General features: G+C 71.8%; 12 protein-coding genes. 9 read left to right on the plus strand and 3 right to left on the minus strand.

What is annotated here, in order from left to right:
- Window positions 1-101: 101 nt before the first annotated feature.
- The 4 genes from LIV37_RS09445 (at window position 102) to LIV37_RS09460 (ending at window position 4,446) form a co-directional block, all read left to right on the plus strand.
- Window positions 102-1,586, plus strand: coding sequence for a lactate utilization protein B (locus LIV37_RS09445; RefSeq protein WP_020866884.1), 1,485 nt, complete (start codon window positions 102-104; stop codon window positions 1,584-1,586).
- Window positions 1,587-1,717: 131 nt separating this feature from the next.
- Window positions 1,718-2,389 (plus strand): LutC/YkgG family protein, encoded by a 672-nt coding sequence (locus tag LIV37_RS09450; RefSeq protein WP_121826140.1) that lies wholly within the window; start codon window positions 1,718-1,720, stop codon window positions 2,387-2,389.
- Between the two features lie 177 nt (window positions 2,390-2,566).
- The gene (locus LIV37_RS09455) at window positions 2,567-2,758 is read left to right on the plus strand and encodes a hypothetical protein (protein ID WP_044581061.1); all 192 of its coding nucleotides are present in this window, start codon (window positions 2,567-2,569) and stop codon (window positions 2,756-2,758) included.
- Window positions 2,759-2,844: 86 nt separating this feature from the next.
- Window positions 2,845-4,446: a penicillin-binding transpeptidase domain-containing protein gene (locus LIV37_RS09460; RefSeq protein ID WP_121825656.1), complete on the plus strand. Its 1,602-nt coding sequence runs from the start codon at window positions 2,845-2,847 to the stop codon at window positions 4,444-4,446.
- 24 nt (window positions 4,447-4,470) lie between these two features.
- Here LIV37_RS09460 and LIV37_RS09465 read toward each other — a convergent pair whose 3' ends face one another.
- Window positions 4,471-4,845, minus strand: a complete 375-nt coding sequence (locus LIV37_RS09465) for a DUF4180 domain-containing protein (RefSeq protein ID WP_020866887.1) — start codon at window positions 4,843-4,845, stop codon at window positions 4,471-4,473.
- Between the two features lie 208 nt (window positions 4,846-5,053).
- Here LIV37_RS09465 and LIV37_RS09470 point away from each other — a divergent pair, with 208 nt between their 5' ends.
- The 5 genes from LIV37_RS09470 (at window position 5,054) to LIV37_RS09490 (ending at window position 12,579) form a co-directional block, all read left to right on the plus strand.
- Entirely contained in the window at window positions 5,054-6,286 is a 1,233-nt protein-coding gene (locus tag LIV37_RS09470; protein WP_020866888.1) for an ROK family protein, read from the plus strand.
- Between the two features lie 220 nt (window positions 6,287-6,506).
- Window positions 6,507-7,763 (plus strand): ABC transporter substrate-binding protein, encoded by a 1,257-nt coding sequence (locus LIV37_RS09475; protein WP_020866889.1) that lies wholly within the window; start codon window positions 6,507-6,509, stop codon window positions 7,761-7,763.
- A 19-nt stretch (window positions 7,764-7,782) separates the two neighbouring features.
- Entirely contained in the window at window positions 7,783-8,766 is a 984-nt protein-coding gene (locus LIV37_RS09480; protein WP_020866890.1) for a carbohydrate ABC transporter permease, read from the plus strand.
- Window positions 8,767-8,819: 53 nt separating this feature from the next.
- Window positions 8,820-9,635 carry a carbohydrate ABC transporter permease gene (locus tag LIV37_RS09485; RefSeq protein ID WP_121826139.1) on the plus strand — a complete coding sequence of 272 codons (816 nt, stop codon included), beginning with the start codon at window positions 8,820-8,822 and terminating at the stop codon, window positions 9,633-9,635.
- Between the two features lie 13 nt (window positions 9,636-9,648).
- Window positions 9,649-12,579: a glycoside hydrolase family 2 TIM barrel-domain containing protein gene (locus LIV37_RS09490; protein ID WP_121825655.1), complete on the plus strand. Its 2,931-nt coding sequence runs from the start codon at window positions 9,649-9,651 to the stop codon at window positions 12,577-12,579.
- Between the two features lie 88 nt (window positions 12,580-12,667).
- On the opposite strand, the gene LIV37_RS09495 is transcribed toward LIV37_RS09490, so the two are convergent.
- The gene (locus LIV37_RS09495) at window positions 12,668-14,665 is read right to left on the minus strand and encodes a DUF2264 domain-containing protein (RefSeq protein WP_020866892.1); all 1,998 of its coding nucleotides are present in this window, start codon (window positions 14,663-14,665) and stop codon (window positions 12,668-12,670) included.
- Window positions 14,662-15,792, minus strand: a complete 1,131-nt coding sequence (locus tag LIV37_RS09500; protein ID WP_020866893.1) for a rhamnogalacturonan acetylesterase — start codon at window positions 15,790-15,792, stop codon at window positions 14,662-14,664. The genes LIV37_RS09495 and LIV37_RS09500 overlap by 4 nt, the downstream gene beginning before the upstream one ends.
- Between the last annotated feature and the right edge of the window lie 127 nt (window positions 15,793-15,919).

Genomic DNA, 15,919 nt, shown 5'->3' on the forward strand with positions numbered 1-15,919 from the left:
AGGTGCACGGAGACCAGCAGGCGAGCGGAACCCAAAGCGGAACCCAAAGCGGAGCCCCAAGCGGAGCCCAGCGCGGAACCCACCAGGCCACCTACCTGGGAATGCCCGCCTTCCCGCAGGCGGCCGACGCCTCGACCCGGAACACCCAGCTGCGCGCCAACCTCCGCCACGCCACCCACACCATCCGCGCCAAGCGCGCCGCGGCCGTGGCCGAGCTGGACGACTGGTCGCGGCTGCGCGCCGCGGGCGCGGCCATCAAGGACCGTACGCTGCGCCATCTCGACCAGTATCTGGAGCAGCTGGAGAGCGCGGTCACGGCGGCCGGCGGCCAGGTCCACTGGGCGGCGGACGCGGACGAGGCGAACCGGATCGTCACCGAGCTGGTGCGGGCCACGGGCGAGCGCGAGGTCGTCAAGGTCAAGTCGATGGCCACGCAGGAGATCGGCCTGAACGGGGCCCTCGCCACCGCCGGGATCACGGCGTACGAGACCGATCTCGCCGAGCTGATCGTGCAGCTCGGCGACGACCTCCCGTCGCACATCCTGGTCCCGGCGATCCACCGCAACCGGGGCGAGATCCGGGACATCTTCACGGAGAAGATGTCCCAGTGGGGCCGCCCGGCCCCGGAGGGGCTGACCGACGCGCCCGCCGACCTCGCCGAGGCCGCACGGCTCCACCTTCGCGAGAAGTTCCTGAACGCCAAGGTGGGGATCTCCGGCGCCAACTTCATGGTCGCGGAGACCGGCACCCTCGTGGTCGTGGAGTCCGAGGGCAACGGCCGGATGTGCCTGACCCTCCCCGAGACGCTGATCTCCGTCGTCGGCATCGAGAAGGTGGTCCCCACCTTCCAGGACCTGGAGGTCTTCCTACAGCTCCTGCCGCGCTCCTCGACCGCCGAGCGGATGAACCCGTACACGTCCACCTGGACCGGCACCACGGACGCCGACGGCCCGCGCGCCTTCCACCTCGTCCTGCTCGACAACGGCCGCACCGACACCCTCGCGGACACCGTGGGACGGCAGGCGCTGCGCTGCATCCGCTGCTCGGCGTGTCTCAATGTGTGCCCGGTGTACGAGCGGGCGGGCGGCCATGCGTACGGATCGGCGTACCCGGGCCCCATCGGCGCGATCCTCACCCCCCAACTGCGGGGCACCCAGAGCGAACTGGACGCCTCGCTCCCGTACGCCTCGTCCCTGTGCGGGGCGTGCTACGAGGTGTGCCCGGTCGCCATCGACATCCCGGAGATCCTGGTCCACCTGCGCGAGCGGGTGGTCGAGGGCGGCCCCGCCTCCGTCCGTGGCACCCGTACGGTCATCAAGCCCGCCAAGGGCCACGCCGCCGAGCGCGCCGCGATGCGCGCCGCCCGCTGGGCCCTGGACCACCCCCGGCTGCTGCGCACCGGCCAGCGGCTGGCCTCCCGCACCCGCCGCTTCCATCCGCGCCGGCTGCCCGGTCCGGGGCGGGCGTGGAGCGATACGCGGGAGCTGCCGAAGGTGCCGGAGGAGTCGTTCCGCGACTGGTGGCAGCGCACCCGGGGCGGGAGCGGCACCGGGAGCGGCACGGAGGGAAGGAAGAAGACCACATGACCTCGCGAGACCCCGGCTCCCGGAACCCCGGCGCACACCGCCCCGGCTCCCAAAACCGCGCCGCTCAAAATCCCGGCACCCAAAATCCCGGCACCCAAGACCCCGCCGCCCAACACCCCACCACCCAGGCCCTGGACTCGCGCGCCCTGGTCATGGCCCGCATCCGCCGTGCCCTGACCGATGTGCCGCGTACCGAGACACCCGGGGAGGTGCCGGTCGAGCGCACCTACCACCGCGTTCACGGCGACCGCACCGCCGCCCGGACCGTGGACCTCCTTGCGGAGAACCTGGCCGACTACCGTGCGCTCGTCCACCGCGCCGACGCCCCGTCGTCCCTCCCGGCCCTGATCGCCCGCCTCCTCGCCGACCGCGGCGCGACCAGCGTGGCCGTGCCCCCGGGCCTCCCCGGCTCCTGGCTCTCCGACGTCCCCGACACGGTGCGCCGGGTTCCGGACACGGCGGAGCTGACCCCGCACGACCTGGACGCGGTCTCCAGCGTGGTGACGGGCTGCGCGGTGGCCATCGCCGAGACGGGCACCGTGGTCCTGGACGCCGCCCCCGACCAGGGCCGTCGCCGCATCACCCTGGTGCCCGACCACCACATCTGCGTGATCCGCGTCACCGACCAGGTCGTGGACTCCGTCCCGGAGGCGCTCGAACGCCTGGACCCGGTCCGTCCGTTGACCTGGATCTCGGGACCGTCCGCGACCAGCGACATCGAACTGGACCGCGTGGAAGGCGTCCACGGCCCCCGCACCCTCGAAGTGATCCTCGCCGGGCCGGAATCCGCTGGTCAGAGCTGATGGAACGCCAGGGGAGCCCGGGAGGCATACCTCCACCATGGCGGGGCATATGCCATGGGGACATAGAGGGGAACACCTGCGCGGGGGATGCGGTCTTCCTCACATACCGCCGGTAACACCGCTGTTGGGCGGTTTACGCCGATGCCATTGTCGGTAGGGGCCTCTACTCTTATGGTCATGCGTCCGACTCCTACTCACCAACCTGCCTTACTGACCACACCCGCCACCGACCAGGCCAACGAGGCGATACGCGTCTTCCTCCGGGCCCGGGCCGGCCGGGCACTGCGGCCTTCGGAGCGGGCCGAGTACAGCCGGTTGCTGAAGATCTACACACGGGCGTTGCGCGGCGAGGTGGAAAAGGCCGCCTGAGCGGGCACGGGGGCGATGCGCGCAACGGCCCGCGCCACCCACGAAGGTGAAAGCGGCCGGCCACAGGTGAAAATCGGGGGGACGCCATGCGGGCGGTGGGGAAGGTCGTCTTAGGGGCACTGTCAGTGGGGCTCCTGGGGGTCGCCGGCTACGGCGGATACAACCTCTACACGGGCGTGACCGGCGGCGACACCACCGCGGCCCATGACGGTCCGGTGACCGGGGACGAGGCCCGGCGGACCGCGCGGGAGTTCCTGGACGCGTGGGCGGACGGCAACGACATGCTCGCCGCCGGGCTCACCAACGACGCCGAGTCGGCCATCGGCGCCCTCAGCGGCTATCGCGACGACGGGCATGTGAAGAGGGTGACGGCCACCCCGGGCACGGCGCGGGGCACCACGGTCCCGTTCACCATCAAGGCGCAAGTGGTCTTCGGCAAGGCCCGATCCAGCTGGACCTACACATCACGGCTGACCGTGGTGCGCGGCCGGACGACCAAGAAGCCGCTGGTCGACTGGCGGCCCTCCGTCCTCCACCCCGAGCTGGGCGCCAATGAGTCCGTACGGACGGATCTGGCGGACAATCCGCCGGTCCGGGTGCTGGACCGCGACGGCGAGGAGTTGCGGCAGGGCCGCTATCCCTCGCTCGACCCGGTGCTGATCGCGCTGCGTGCGAGATACGGGGCCGACGCGGGCGGCACGGCCCGGGTGGAGGTCTCGGCGGTCAAGCCCGACGGGACCGCCGGAGCCACGCTCCATGTGGTGACGAAGGGCACCCCGGGAACGCTGCGCACGACTCTCGACGCCGGGACGCAGCAGCGCGCGGAGAAGGCGGTGGCCACGCGCGACGGTGCCTCCGTGGTGGCGCTCAAGCCCAGCACCGGGGAGATCCTGGCGGTGGCCAACTCCGACCAGGCCGAGTTCAACGCCGCGTTGCAGGGGCAGACGGCACCGGGGTCCACGTTCAAGATAGTGACCGCGGCCACCCTGCTGGAGGCGGGCAGGGTCAGCCCGAGCCGCCCGGTGCCGTGCCCGAAGACGGCGGCGTACGCACAGGGCATGATGTTCCACAACGTCGAGGACAGCGAGAACCCGGCCGCCACCTTCGCCCAGGACTTCGCGGCGTCCTGCAACACCGCGTTCGTCTCGCTCGCCGGGGCCGTGCCCGATGGTGCGCTGGCCCAGGAGGCGCGGACCGTGTTCGGGCTCGGGCTGAACTGGCGGGTGGGGGTCACCACCTTCGACGGCGAGGTGCCGAACGGAAGCGGCGACGACAAGGCCGCGGCCATGATCGGCCAGGGCACGGTCCAGATGAACCCGCTCACCATCGCCTCGGTCGCGGCCACCGCCCGGACGGGCACCTTCAAACAGCCCGTCCTCGTGCCGCGCTCCGTCGACCACCGGGAGATCGCCACCAGCGACCGCAGCCTCAGCCCGGCCACCGTCTCGCAGCTGAAGGCCATGATGCGGCTGACCGCGACCAGCGGCACCGCCGCCCGGGCGATGTCCGGGCTCACCGGCGACATCGGCGCCAAGACGGGTTCGGCCGAGATCGACGGCCAGCCCAAGACCAACGCCTGGTTCACCGCCTACCGGAACGATGTGGCGGCCGCCGCCGTGGTCACCGGCGGTGGGCACGGCGGGGATGCCGCCGGGCCCGTCGTCCGCGCGGTGCTCAAGGCGGGCTGAGCCTTCCGTTCAGCCCTCAGCCCCTCAGCTCTTCAGCCGCTCCCGCAGTTCCTCGACATCCGCCAGGAACCACGTCTGCCGTCCCCGGTCGCACTCACGGACGAAGTCCCGCAGCGCCGAACTGTCCTCCGTATGACGGGAGATGTCGCCGAGGACCACCAGCCCCATGGCGTACTGCACGAACTTCTGGATGATGTCCCCGGCCACGCGCGTGCTCAGCCGGAAGAACGCCTCGTCGAACCGCTCGACCGGGATGACGACCCACTGGGCGCCCTGATATCCGGCGTTGCCGATGAGATCCAGCGCGTCGCGTTCACCGCCGATGGTCTCGCCCTCGGCGGCACACATCAGGACGGGGACGCCATGGATCGTCTGCAGGTCGCTCGTGAGGTCGCTCATGGCGGTCAGGCTAAGCGCCGCACGCGGGCGCGGTCGACGGCATTATGGGTCCCATCCGCCGGGCAGGTCCCGCTCCCCGGCTCCACCAGTTGTCCCGACGCTTCGTACAAGGGTTGGTCGAAGGGGTTGTCTATGGTCTGGCCCACACTCTAGCCTGGCGCGGCACCCGCGACACAGCAGCACCCGCCCGCGCAGAGGGGATTCCGGCGTGAAGCGCACGTCCCGCGATATACGCACCGCCAACCGCTACGGGGTGCTGCGCCATATCGTGGCCCGATCCACCGTCTCCCGGCAGGAAGTGGCCGCCGCCACCGAGCTGAGCCTGGCCACCGTGGCGAATCTCGTCGGTGAGCTGCTCGACCTCGGGATGCTGGTCGAGGTCGGCTACGAGGACTCCGACGGCGGCCGGCCGCGCGGACTGGTCGCGGTCAACTCCTCGGGCGGCGCGCTGATCGGCGTGGATGTGGCGGAGACGTATATCCATGTCGAGCTGTTCGACCTGGCACTGACCGTCCTGGCCCGCGCCGACGAGGAGTTGCGCCCGGCGGAGAACGACCCGGCCAGGGTGGTGGCGCATATCGCCGCCGCCGTGTCCTCGGTGGTCGAGCAGGCGGATGTGGCCGCGGACCGGGTGCTGGGCGTCGGCGTCAGCATGCCGGGCCAGGTGGACCGCGAGGGCGGGGTCTCGGTCTTCGCCCCCAACTGGGACTGGCATGACGTCCCGCTGCTGCGGCTGCTGGCCGAGCACATCCCCTACCCCCTCCACCTCGACAATCCGCTGCGCGCCTGCACGGTGGCCGAGCAGTGGTTCGGGGCGGCTCGCGGGCGGAACGACGCCGTGGTGGTCAACCTCGGTACGGGCGTGGGGGCCGGGCTGGCGCTCGGCGGCACCCTGCACCGCGGGGTCAGCAACAGCGCCGGGGAGTGGGGGCACACCACCCTCATCATGGACGGACGACAGTGCCACTGCGGCAACCAGGGCTGTGTGGAGACCTATGTCGGCGCCCCCGGCATCATGCGGAACCTGCGCGAGCTGAGCCCGGACAGCCCGCTGCTGCACCCGGACGACCAGACGGCCACCATCGAGGCGCTCGGCCGGGGCCTGGCGGAGGGCGATCCGGTGGCCATGAAGGTCGTGCGGGCCACCGCGCGCTACCTCGGCGCCGCCCTCGCCGATCTGGTCAATCTGCTCAACCCGGAAGTGATCGTGCTCAGCAGCTGGGTGGCGGCGGCCCTCGGTGAGCCGCTGCTCGCCGAGGTACGCGAGGCGGTGGCGGTGCGCGCGCTGCGCCGCCCGCTGGCGAACACCGAGATCGTGCTGTGCCCGATCCCGTCCAACCCCGTGAGTCTCGGCGCGGCGACCTTCGCCCTGGAAGGCTCGCTGGCGTCGGTGGGTCTGAAGAACCGCCGCACCACGCCGAGGAACCGCGGCACGGCCTGAGGAACGCTGTCCGAGGAACACCATGGGAGCGTTCCCATGGCGGCTTCCGCACCCCTTTCGTTCGACGCCTCGAACCGCCCGACATCGCCCTGCCGCAACGTCACCACCCTTACCGCACCCACTTCGTCTAACCCCTTGCCGAAGTCTTCGTCTATGGCTAACGTCCCGCTGCACCAAGGAACGTGACGGAACCTGGCGGCGACGGAGACGAGGACGTCATATGTCGAACATCAGCAGAGGCAGGGACTGGGACCGCCGCGGCGTGCTGCGCGCGATGGGTGGAGTGGCGGCCCTCGGCGGACTCGCCGCCTGCGGTTCGAACACCGGCCGCTCGGGCGGCGGCGGTAAGTCGATCAAGCAGATGTACCACGCCTATGGAGAGCAGGGCACCCAGCAGGCCGCGAAGAAGTTCGCCGACGCCTACGACAAGGCCAAGGTCACCATCGAATGGGTGCCGGGCGAATACGAGTCGAAACTGGCGACCACCCTGCTGGGATCCGGGGCTCCGGATGTCTTCGAGTACCACCCCGATCTCCAGCTGGTGCGCTCCCGGCAGATCGTTCCGCTCGACGACATCATCGCCGATGTCAAGGACGACTTCCTGCCGGAGGACATCGCGGCGAATTCCGTGGACGGGAAGGTCTACGGCATCCGCATGATCGACGATCCGCAGTTCTTCTTCTACCGCAAGTCCCTCTTCGAGAAGGCCGGGGTCAAGCCTCCGGCCACCTTCGACGAGCTGATCGACGCCGCGCACAAACTCACCAGCGGCAAGGTCAAGGGGCTCTACATCGGCCAGAACCTCAAGACCATCAGCAAGCCGCTGGTGTGGTCCACCGGCCCGCACTATCTGGACGCGGACCACAGAATCGCCTACCACACCGACAATCTCGTGGAGACCCTCACCAAGGCGCGGGAGCTCTACAAGAGCAAGTCACTGCTGCTGGGCGCCCCGACCGAGGTCTGGGACCCGGCCAGTTTCCTCCAGGGCCTGTGTGCCATCCAATGGTGTGGCATCTGGGCGATACCGGCGATCCAGAAGGCGTTCGGCGACGACTTCGGGATCTTCCCCTTCCCCAAGTCCGGCGCCGCGGGACGCCAGGTGGTCTACAACGGCGGCTGGTCCACCTATGTGTCCGCCAAGGCCAAGGACGTCGACGCGGCCAAGGCATTCGTCAAATGGCTGTGGATCGGCCAGAAGAAGTACCAGCAGGAGTGGGCGCTCGACTACGGGTTCCACATCCCCGCGCGCAAGAGCATCGCCGCAGGGGCGGACAAGCTCAAGAGCGGGGTGGCGGCCGAGGCGGTCGAGCTGTTCAACACCCACGGGGTCTTCGACGACCCGTACTGGACCGAGGGGATGTTCAACATCCTGCTCGACGCGGTGGTCAATTCGGTGCGCGACAGCAAGGATCCCGAAGCCGAACTCGACAGCGCCGACAAGAAGATCGAGCGCGCGCTGAAGAAGCTCGGATAGGCCGGCGACCGGAACCGTCATGGCGACCACCACACCCACCCACAGCGCCGCCAAGGGCCGAACGGCCCGAGGAGCGGCCCCCGCCCGACGACGGCCGCGGGGTTTCGGCGGCTCCCGCGGCCGCACCCTCAACTTCTGGCTGTTCACCGGCCCGTTCCTGATCGGGCTGATCGTCTTCGTCTACGTGCCGATCGGCTGGAGCCTCTGGCTGAGCCTGCACAACGCCCAGGGCACCGTCGCCCCCACCGAGTTCGTCGGCCTCGACAACTACGCCGATATGCTCGGCGACGGCGATTTCGTGGACAGTCTCGTCAACTTCACGATCTTCGCCGCGATCATCGTGCCGATCACCTACGCCCTCTCCCTCACCCTCGCGCTGCTGGTCCACCGCATCCGCTTCATGAAGGCGTTCTTCCGGTCGGTCTTCTTCCTCCCCACCGCGTGCAGCTTCGTCGTGGCCTCGCTGGTGTGGAAGATGTCGCTGTTCAACGGGTTGCGCTACGGGATGATGAACACCGTGCTGGGCTGGTTCGGCATCGACTCCGTCGCCTGGCTGGCCTCCCCGCACCCGCCCTGGTACTGGCTGGTGATCTGCTCCGCCCGGCTGTGGCTGCAGTGCGGCTTCTACATGATCCTCTTCCTGGCGGCGCTGCAGAACATCCCGCGTGAGCTGTACGAGGCGGCCGCCGTGGACGGCGCGAAACCCGGCTGGCAGACGTTCCGCCACATCACCCTGCCGCAGCTGCGCGCCACCTCGGTCGCGGTCGTCCTGCTGCTGCTCATCGCGGCGTACCAGGCGTTCGACGAGTTCTACAACATCCTCGACGAGGGCCGGGCCACCTGGGGCCGGCCGCCCCTGGTCGACCTCTATCTCCAGGCGCTCGGCGCCAACCAGGACTACGGCCACGCCAGCGCGGGCGCCCTGATCCTCGCCCTGCTGATCGCGCTGGTGACCCTGGCCCAGGGCAGGTTCCTCGGCTTCGGAAGGGGTGCTGAGAAGTGACCGCCACGACGCCCGGGCCCACGGGGGCCCGCAAGCGCTCCGCGCGCTCGGTCATGGGCAACACCGGGCTGTACCTCGCCCTCGGCGTGGCGACGGTGCTGTTCCTGGTGCCCTTCTATCTGATCGTCCGCAACGCCCTGTCCACCGACGCGGACATCACCGGTGAGAGCTGGCGGTTCTTCCCCGCCGACCTCCAGTGGGGGAACGTCAGGGAGCTGTTCGACGACCCCTCGGTGCCGTTCGCGCAGGCCCTGTGGAACTCCACGGTGGTGGCCGTGCTGCACACCCTGGGCACCCTGCTGGTCTGCTCCCTGGCCGGATACGGCCTGGCCCGCATCCCGTACCGGCACGCGAACAAGGTGCTGTACGCGGTGCTGTTCACCCTGATGGTCCCGGCGGCCGTGACCTTCGTGCCGAGCTATGTGCTGGTGTCCTCGCTCGGCTGGGTCTCCTCGCTGCGCGGTCTGATCATCCCGGGGCTGTTCAGCGGGTTCACCGCGTTCCTCTTCCGCCAGTACTTCCTCGGCTTCCCCAAGGAGCTGGAGGAGGCGGCCCGGGTGGACGGGCTCGGCTACTGGGGGGCGTACTGGCGCATCGTGGTGCCGAACTCGCTCAACTTCTTCGCCGCGATCTCGGTCATCACCTTCATCAGCGGCTGGAACGCCTTCCTGTGGCCGCTGGTCATCGGCCAGGATCAGAGTTCATGGACCGTGCAGGTCGCGCTGTCCTCCTATATGACCGCCCAGACCATCAACATCCACCTGATCTTCATGGCAACGGCCGTATCGATCCTGCCACTTGTCCTGGTCTTCGTGTTCCTGCAGCGCTGGCTGGTGCAGGGGGTCGCACAGACCGGTATCAAGGGCTGACCGAGGAGAGTCGATGAGCTCCACGCAGCACACGCCACTGCCCTACTACGAGGACGTCTCCCCCGGCGCGGGAGCGCTGCCGCCCCGCCCCTGGACCCCGTCCTCCGACGCCGCGCGGCTGAGCCTGAACGGAACGTGGTCGTTCCGGCTGTCGCCGACCGCCACCGCCGAGGACGACTCCTTCGCCCGCCCCGGCTTCGACGCCCGCGGCTGGGACGAACTCCCGGTGCCCGGCCACTGGGTGCTGCACGGCCACGGGGCACCGATCTACACCAATGTGCGCTACCCCTTCCCGGTGGATCCGCCGCGGGTGCCCGACGAGAACCCGACCGGCGACCATCTGCGCGTCTTCGACCTGCCCGGCGACTGGCCGGCCGGCGGGGACGCGGCCCTGCGCTTCGAGGGCGTCGAGTCCTGCGCCCGGGTCTGGCTCAACGGCGAGGAGCTGGGCACCTTCAAGGGCAGCCGGCTGCCGCACGAGTTCGCGGTCGGGGGGCTGCTCCAGCCGTCGGGCAACGTGCTGGCCGTACGCGTCCACCAGTGGTCCTCCGGAACCTATCTCGAGGACCAGGACCAGTGGTGGCTGCCCGGGATCTTCCGTGAGGTGACGCTCGAGCACCGCCCCGAGGGCGCGCTCGACGACTACTTCGTCCACGCCTCGTACGACCACACCAGCGGCGAGGGCACGCTGCGGATCGACTCCGACCCCGGCGGCCGGGTCACCGTGCCCGAGCTGGGTCTCGACCTGGCCACCGGGGAGAGCGCCACCGTCCCCGTCGAGCCGTGGACGGCGGAGACGCCCCGGCTGTACGAGGCGCGGCTGACCACCGTGGGCGAGAGCGTCTCGCTGCGGGTGGGCTTCCGTACCGTGGTGGTCGAGGACGGGCTGCTCAAGGTCAACGGCCGGCGGGTGCTCTTCCGCGGCGTCAACCGCCATGAGTTCCACCCGGAGTACGGCCGGGCGGTGGACCTCGCGACCATGCGCCGCGATCTGGTGCTGATGAAGCAGCACAACATCAACGCCGTGCGCACCAGCCACTATCCGCCGCATCCGGCCTTCCTCGGGCTCTGCGACGAGCTGGGGCTGTGGGTCATCGACGAATGCGATCTGGAGACCCATGGCTTCGTCGACCTGGACTGGCGGAACAACCCGGTGGACGACGACCGCTGGACCCCGGCGCTGCTCGACCGCGCCGAGCGGATGGTCGAGCGCGACAAGAACCACCCGTCGGTGGTGATGTGGTCGCTGGGCAACGAGTGCGGCACCGGGCGCGGGCTGTCCGCCATGGCCGACTGGATCCGGGAGCGCGACCCGTCCCGGGTGATCCACTACGAGGGCGATCTGTCCTGCGCCGACACCGACGTCTACTCGCGGATGTACGCGCCGCACGAGGAGGTCGACCAGATCGGCCGGCGCGCCGAGCCGCCGTGGGGCGATCCGGAGCTGGACGCGAAGCGCCGGGCGCTGCCGTTCATCGAGTGCGAGTACGCGCACGCCATGGGCAACGGACCCGGCGGGCTGAGCGAGTACCAGCGGCTGTTCCAGGAGCATGAGCGCTGCCAGGGCGGTTTCGTCTGGGAGTGGATCGACCACGGCTTCACCCGGCGCGCCCCCGACGGCCGCTTCTACCACGTGTACGGCGGCGACTTCGGCGAGGAGCTGCACGACGGGAACTTCGTGTGCGACGGGCTGGTCTTCCCCGACCGCACCCCCTCCCCCGGCCTGATCGAGTACAAGAAGGTCATCGAGCCGGTGCGGATCGAGGGCGACGGGGCCGACGGCACGGTCCGGATCACCAACGGCCATGACTTCGCGGACCTGTCCCATCTCGTCTTCTCCTGGACCTATGAGGCCGAGGGCGAGGCGATCGGCTCGGGTGAGCTGGCGGTGGAGCCGCTGCCCCCGGGCGAGTCGGCCGTTCTGAAGCTCCCGGCGCCGCCCGACGCCGAGGCGGGGGCGGAGGCGTGGTGGACGGTCGAGGCGCGGCTGGCGGCCGCGACGGCGTGGGCCGGGGCGGGCCATCCGGTGGCCTGGGCCCAGCTCCCCGCCACCGCACCCGGCACCGGCCGGGCGCGCGCCCTGGCCTCCGGGGCGGCGCCGCGCCGCGACGGCGGCCGGATCGTGCTCGGCCCCGGCGTCTTCGACGCGGCCACCGGCGCCCTGACGTCCCTGGACGGGCTCCCGGTCACCGAACCGCCCCGGCTGGACATCTGGCGCGCGCCCACCGACAACGACAACGGCGCGTCCTGGCAGCCGGACGAGCGCTGGGGCCTGATCTGGCGCCGGTTCGGACTGCACCGGATGCGGCACCGGACCGACGCGGTGGAGACGACGCCGGACGGTGCGCTGACCGTCCGTACCCGCGTCGCGCCCGCCGCCGTGGACATCGGCCTGGAGACGGTCTACCGCTGGACCGCCGACGGGGACGGACGGCTGAGCCTGGCGGTCTCCGTCACCCCGCTCGGCGAGTGGACCTTCCCGCTGCCGCGCCTGGGCCTGCGGTTCGGGGTCCCGGCCGCGCTGGGCGACGCCGAGTGGTTCGGCGGCGGCCCCGGCGAGGCGTACCCGGACACCCGGGCCGCCGCGCGCGTGGGGCGGTGGGCGCTGTCGGTGGACGAACTCCAGACGCCGTACGTCCGTCCGCAGGAGAACGGCGCCCGGATCGACGTCCGCTGGGCGCGGCTGACCGCGCCCGACGGATCGGGGGTGCGCATCGAGGGCGAGCCGACCTTCTGGTTCACCGCGCGCCGCTGGACCACCGAGCAACTCGACGCGGCCGAGCACACACCGGATCTCGAACCGTCGAACGAGACGGTGTGGGTGAACCTCGACCACGGCCAGCAGGGCATCGGCAGCCAGTCCTGCGGCCCGGGGGTGCTGGACGAGCACCGCCTGGACGCGGCACCGGCCGAATTCTCGTTCACCTTCTCGCGGTTGAGCTGACGGTCGTACGGTCCGGGGCCGGTCCTGGCGACCGGCCCCGGACCGGCGCGGCCACTCGACCTGCACAGCAGGCCCCGGACCGGCGCGGCTACTCCACCCGCACCGCGCCCGCCGGTCCGAGCCGCGCCCGCCGCACCTCGCCGTCCCACCAGCTGACCGTCACCAGATGGGTCCCGCCGTCCGCCGGGCCCGCGGCGGCGACGCGGACAAGGTCGGTCAGCGGGGGCGCGGCGGGGTCGGCCGTGAGCCGGGCGAGGCAAAGGAAGAGGTCGCCCCCGGCGCGGCCCGTCGTCTCACCGGCCAGCGCGGGTGAGACGGCGCGCCGGGCGAAGGCTGTGGGGGCGGCGGGCAGGACGCCGTCCCTCATCAGGCCGTGGAGCGGCAGCAGTTCGGACCGCGGCCCCTCCTCAGCCGCCGGGGGATCCGCGACCGCCCAGCCCGTCTGGCGGACCGCCCGGCCCGGCGCGGCGCCGGTCACCAGGTGGATCCGGACCTCCACGGCGCCGCGCACCAGCACCAGCGAGGTGACGCACACCTCCTCGCCCTCCGCCGGCTCCTCCCCCACCAGCCGCGCCCGATGGCGCGAGGCGGCCCAGCCGTCGCCCGCGCCCAGCGGCTCCAGCGCGGTGCGCAGGGAGATCCGGCCGCCGTGGACCAGGCCGAAGTGGTTGTCGGGGGCGACGCCGTAGGGGAAGGGGCCGGTGGCCGTGGAGTAGGCGAGGCGGGCGTAGTGGGGGTCGTCCTGGTCGGGGTCGCCGGGCGGCGGGAGGTGTTCGCTGCCGTGGTTGTGGAGCCGCACCAGACCGTCGTCCGCGGTGGACTGGAGCAGCCAGTTGGGGCCGGGGACGGCGCGCGTCACGTCCGCGCGCTCGGCGGGTCCCGGCTCCTCGCGCGCCGTCCACACCTCGTGGTCGGCCGGGAGCAGCAGTCCCAGGAAGCCCTTGGCGGCCCAGTACGGGGAGGCGGGGCCGGAGTACGGCTGGAGGACGCCGTCGTACGCGCCGTACCAGCCGGACGAGAGCAGCCCCCGGTCCGTCGTCGCGCCCCGGTCGAGGAAGTGGCGCAGGGCGCCGGAGGCGAGGCGGCGGGTGGTTCCGGGGCCGAGCGGGGTGTGGCCGGTGAGGGCGCCCAGCCACAGGGGCGCGGCGGCGGCGAAGCGGTACGTCAGGGAGCGGCCCTGGTGCAACGGGGCGCCGTCGGCGCCGAAGAGGTGGGCGTAGTCGGCGAGATGGGTGGCCAGTCGGCCCCCGTAGCGGGTGAGCCGCTCGCCGTCCCGGGACAGCCATGCCTCGAGCGCCGGATACAGGTGCAGGGCCCAGCCGTTGTAGTAGTCGAAGGCGCGGCCCGCGCCGTCGCTGTACCAGCCGTCGCCGGTGTACCAGGGCTCGATGCGCTCCAGCCCGCGCGCCACGGCGGCGCGGGCGGCCTCGGGCTCGATGCCCGCCTCGGCGAGGAAGCCGCCGACGGCGACGGGGAACAGCTCCCAGTTGCTGGGCACGGGTTCGGCGGTGAGCGCCTCCACCAGCCAGGCTCCCACCCGCTCCCGGACGCCGTCGTCGAGCCGGTCCCACAGCCAGGGGCGGGTGAGCCGCAGCCCGAGCGCGATGGAGGCGGACTCGACCAGCGGCTGGCTTCGGTCGGCGATCCGGGGCCAGTCCTCGGGTCCGTCGCCGCCGGGGTGTGCGGTGAGGGAGTGTGCGGTGCCGAGGTGTGCGGTGCCGGTGGCGAGCCCGTCCGCGTACCGCTCCAGCAGCCCGCCGGGATCGGCGCCGCGTGCGCCCGCGACGCGGAAGGCGGCCAGCAGAAACGTCCGGGCGAAGCCTTCCAGGCCGTCGGAGCGGGGGCCGGACCAGCTCGGCCGGTCGCCGGGGAGCGGGTAGAGGGCGCCGCCAGGGGTCGCGTACGGGGCGACGGCGGCGAGGAGTCCGTCGGCGGCGGCCTCCCAGTGGGCACGGGTCCAGCCGGTGCGGGGGCTGAGGTCGCGGTCCTCCGGGGGCAGCGCGAGACGCGGCGCGGGGCCTGGCGCGGGGCCTGGCGCGGGGCACGGCGCGGGGTGCGGCGTGGGGCGCGGGGCGCGGCCGGTCATCGGAGCACCCCGGCGGGGACGATGCGCTGGGCCCGCAGTTCGCCGAGCACCAGCCGCGCGAACTCGGTGGCCCCGTGGGCGGAGGTGTGGGTGTTGTCGCGGGCCTCGTCGTAGAGGTACAGCCGCTTGGACCCCTCGGGGCCGAGCTCCTCCACGAGCCGCTTGGTGAGCGCGGTCAGATCGATGAGCGGTACGCCCCGCTCGGCGGCCAGCGCGCGCATCTCGGCGGGCAGGTTCACCCCGAGGCCGTTGATGTGCAGGGCGGTGGCGTTGTCGAGGGTGCCGTCGTCGTTGAACCAGCGGCGCACGATGGGGGTGACCAGTACGGGCTTGCCACCGCGCGCCCGTACGCCGTCGAGCAGCGCACCGAGGTTGGCGCGGTAGTCGGCGGCGGTCGTCTGCTTGTCGTTGTGGGCGAACTGGACGAGGACGGTGTCGCCCGGGCGGATCAGCGGGCGCATGGTGGCGAAGAGCCGGGGATCGGCGAGGAAGGAGCCCGAACTCTCGCCGGAGTCGGCGTAGTTGGCGACCGACAGCCCGCGCCGGAAGAACTGCGGCAGCTGCTGGCCCCAGCCGGTGTACGGGGCGGTGAGCTGGTCGCACACGGTGGAGTCCCCGGCGAGGAAGAGCTGGTGGCGGCGGCCGGGGGCGGCTTTGGTCATCTCGCTGACCTTGGCGGCCTCGCTGGACTTGGCGGCCTTGGATATCTCGGTGACCTTCAGACCGGTGAGGCGCGGCGCCCCACCGCCGAAGGTGAGGTCCAGCCCGGGGCTTCCACTCGGCCCGGTGGGCTCGCCCTCCGGTTCGCGTACGTTCACGGTGAAGGAGCGGATGAGCCGCTGCCCGGCGGCGGTCGGCGTGGCGGCGAGCATCGTCCGCCGCGACTCGGCGGTGACGCCGGTGGAGCCCGCCCGGGCGCCGCCGAGGACCGCCGTCACGTCGTACGTCCCCGGCGGGACATCGGCATGGCAGACGATGGGCGCGGTGCCGGTGCACCGCGGGACGACCGCGGCCCTGGCCGCGGCCGGGCTTTCGCCGGGCCCGGAACCCCTGGCCCAGGCCGGGGCGCCCGGCAAGGCGGCGAGGCAGGCGGTGGCGGCCAGCAGTGCGGTACCGGCGCGTCTCATGGGGGCTCCTCGGCTCGGCTCAGTTCGGCGATGGAGGTTCGCCGATGGCGGGGGAAGCTACGGTCGGCCGCCTGACCATACGCCGTGTCGGCAAGCGCTTGCTAGAGGGCACAAACGTCAGCGGGGG

The sequence above is a fragment of the Streptomyces rapamycinicus NRRL 5491 genome (assembly GCF_024298965.1).
GTDB lineage: Bacteria > Actinomycetota > Actinomycetes > Streptomycetales > Streptomycetaceae > Streptomyces > Streptomyces rapamycinicus.